The 3215-nt window shown below is 55.1% G+C and carries 2 rRNA genes; both read right to left on the bottom strand.

The annotated features are described in order from the left end of the window. Positions 1–11: 11 nt before the first annotated feature. Positions 12–127 (bottom strand): 5S ribosomal RNA (gene rrf / locus NFU04_RS16270). A 109-nt stretch (positions 128–236) separates the two neighbouring features. Then, positions 237–3125, bottom strand: a 23S ribosomal RNA gene (locus NFU04_RS16265). Positions 3126–3215: the final 90 nt, after the last annotated feature.

Genomic DNA, 3215 nt, shown 5'->3' with positions numbered 1-3215 from the left:
TCTGAAGAAGTGCCTGACGATGACCTACTCTCGCATGGGGAGACCCCACACTACCATCGGCGCTGAGCGGTTTCACTGCTGAGTTCGGCATGGGATCAGGTGGTTCCCACTCGCTATGGTCGTCAGGCGTAAACGGTGGCCGGCTGCGCTGATGTCGCAACCCGCCTATGAATCATGCTGTTGACGTTCGTCTCATGTATCCGGCGCGTACCATCGCGCAGACCCCTTGGGGTTATATGGTCAAGCCTCACGGGCCATTAGTATCGGTTAGCTCAACGCCTCACAGCGCTTCCACACCCGACCTATCAACCAGCTCGTCTTGCTGGACCCTTTAGGAGGCGCAAGGCCTCAGGGAAGTCTCATCTTGAAGGGGGCTTCCCGCTTAGATGCTTTCAGCGGTTATCCTGTCCGCACATAGCTACCCGGCAATGCCACTGGCGTGACAACCGGAACACCAGAGGTGCGTCCACTCCGGTCCTCTCGTACTAGGAGCAGCTCTTCTCAAACTTCCGACGCCCACGGCAGATAGGGACCGAACTGTCTCACGACGTTCTAAACCCAGCTCGCGTACCACTTTAAATGGCGAACAGCCATACCCTTGGGACCGACTTCAGCCCCAGGATGTGATGAGCCGACATCGAGGTGCCAAACACCGCCGTCGATGTGAACTCTTGGGCGGTATCAGCCTGTTATCCCCGGAGTACCTTTTATCCGTTGAGCGATGGCCCTTCCATACAGAACCACCGGATCACTAGAACCTACTTTCGTACCTGCTCGACGTGTCTGTCTCGCAGTCAAGCACCCTTATGCTCTTGCACTCATTGCACGATTTCCGACCGTGCTGAGGGTACCTTCGTGCTCCTCCGTTACGCTTTGGGAGGAGACCGCCCCAGTCAAACTACCCACCACACACTGTCCTCGCCCCGGATAACGGGGCTGAGTTAGAACGCCAATGATGCCAGGCTGGTATTTCAAGGTTGGCTCCACCCGAACTGGCGTCCGGGTTTCCAAGCCTCCCAGCTATCCTACACAAGCAACATCAGCGTCCAGTGTGAAGCTATAGTAAAGGTTCACGGGGTCTTTCCGTCTAGCCGCGGGTACACAGCATCTTCACTGCGATTTCAATTTCACTGAGTCTCGGGTGGAGACAGTGTGGCCATCATTACGCCATTCGTGCAGGTCGGAACTTACCCGACAAGGAATTTCGCTACCTTAGGACCGTTATAGTTACGGCCGCCGTTTACCGGGGCTTCGATCAGGAGCTTCGGCCGGAGCCTAACACCATCAATTAACCTTCCGGCACCGGGCAGGCGTCACACCCTATACGTCCGCTTGCGCGTTTGCAGAGTGCTGTGTTTTTAATAAACAGTTGCAGCCACCTGGTATCTTCGACCGGTTCGTGCTTCCACCGCGGGGTGTTCACACTACGCCGGCGTGCCTTCTCCCGAAGTTACGGCACCATTTTGCCTAGTTCCTTCACCCGAGTTCTCTCAAGCGCCTTAGGATTCTCACCCTGACCACCTGTGTCGGTTTGGGGTACGGTCACACACCATCTGAAGCTTAGAGGCTTTTCCTGGAAGCGTGGCATCAATGACTTCCAGACCGTAGTCTGTTCGTCTCGTCTCTCGGCTTTAAGGACCCGGATTTGCCTGAGTCCTCGGCCTACTGACTTTCACCAGGACAACCAACGCCTGGCTCACCTAGCCTTCTTCGTCCCCCCATCGCAATGGTGTGAGGTACGGGAATATTAACCCGTTTCCCATCGACTACGCCTTTCGGCCTCGCCTTAGGGGCCGACTCACTCTGCTCCGATTAGCGTCGAACAGAAACCCTTGGTCTTCCGGCGGGGGAGTTTTTCACTCCCCTTATCGTTACTCATGTCAGCATTCGCACTCGTGATACCTCCAGCGAGCTTCTCAACTCACCTTCATTGGCTTACACGACGCTCCTCTACCGCTCGTCATTCGACGAACCCGTAGCTTCGGCACCTGGTTTGAGCCCCGTTACATCTTCCGCGCAGGCCGACTCGACTAGTGAGCTATTACGCTTTCTTTAAAGGATGGCTGCTTCTAAGCCAACCTCCTAGCTGTCTAAGCCTTCCCACATCGTTTCCCACTTAACCAGGATTTTGGGGCCTTAGCTGACGGTCTGGGTTGTTTCCCTTTTCACGACGGACGTTAGCACCCGCCGTGTGTCTCCCACGCTGCACTCACCGGTATTCGGAGTTTGCCTCGGGTTGGTAAGCCGGGATGGCCCCCTAGCCGAAACAGTGCTCTACCCCCGGCGGTGATACGTGAGGCGCTACCTAAATAGCTTTCGAGGAGAACCAGCTATCTCCGGGCTTGATTAGCCTTTCACTCCGATCCACAAGTCATCCAAATCTTTTTCAACAGATCCTGGTTCGGTCCTCCAGTTGATGTTACTCAACCTTCAACCTGCTCATGGATAGATCGCCCGGTTTCGGGTCTATACCCAGCGACTGGTCGCCCAGTTAAGACTCGGTTTCCCTACGCCTCCCCTATACGGTTAAGCTCGCCACTGAATATAAGTCGCTGACCCATTATACAAAAGGTACGCGGTCACAGAACGAGTCTGCTCCCACTGCTTGTACGCATACGGTTTCAGGATCTATTTCACTCCCCTCTCCGGGGTTCTTTTCGCCTTTCCCTCACGGTACTGGTTCACTATCGGTCAGCCAGGAGTATTTAGCCTTGGAGGATGGTCCCCCCGTCTTCAGTCAAGGTTTCACGTGCCCCGACCTACTCGATTTCACTGGATCAGGTTTTCGGCTACGGGACTATCACCCGCTATGGTCGAGCTTCCCAGCTCGTTCGCCTAACCAGTCACCAGCTTAAGGGCTGGTCCCCGTTCGCTCGCCGCTACTTGGGGAATCTCGGTTGATTTCTTTTCCTCGGGGTACTTAGATGTTTCAGTTCCCCCGGTTCGCCTCCCAACACCTATGGATTCAGTGTGGGATACCCAGCTTGTGCTGGGTGGGTTTCCCCATTCGGAAATGTCCGGGTCACAGGTTGTTTGCCACCTCACCGAACCTTATCGCAGGCTACAACGTCCTTCATCGCCTCTGGCTGCCAAGGCATCCACCGTATGCGCTTAATCGCTTGACCATATAACCCGAAAGGGTCTGGTCGCGATTGGTACGATAATTGCCGGATACGCTTGAGACGTATCGTCAATTTGTCAGCATGATTCATATT

The sequence above is a fragment of the Halomonas sp. NCCP-2165 genome (genome assembly GCF_023708045.1).
In the GTDB taxonomy this organism is placed as follows: domain Bacteria; phylum Pseudomonadota; class Gammaproteobacteria; order Pseudomonadales; family Halomonadaceae; genus Bisbaumannia; species Bisbaumannia pacifica.
This window is presented reverse-complemented; position numbering and strand designations above follow the sequence as displayed.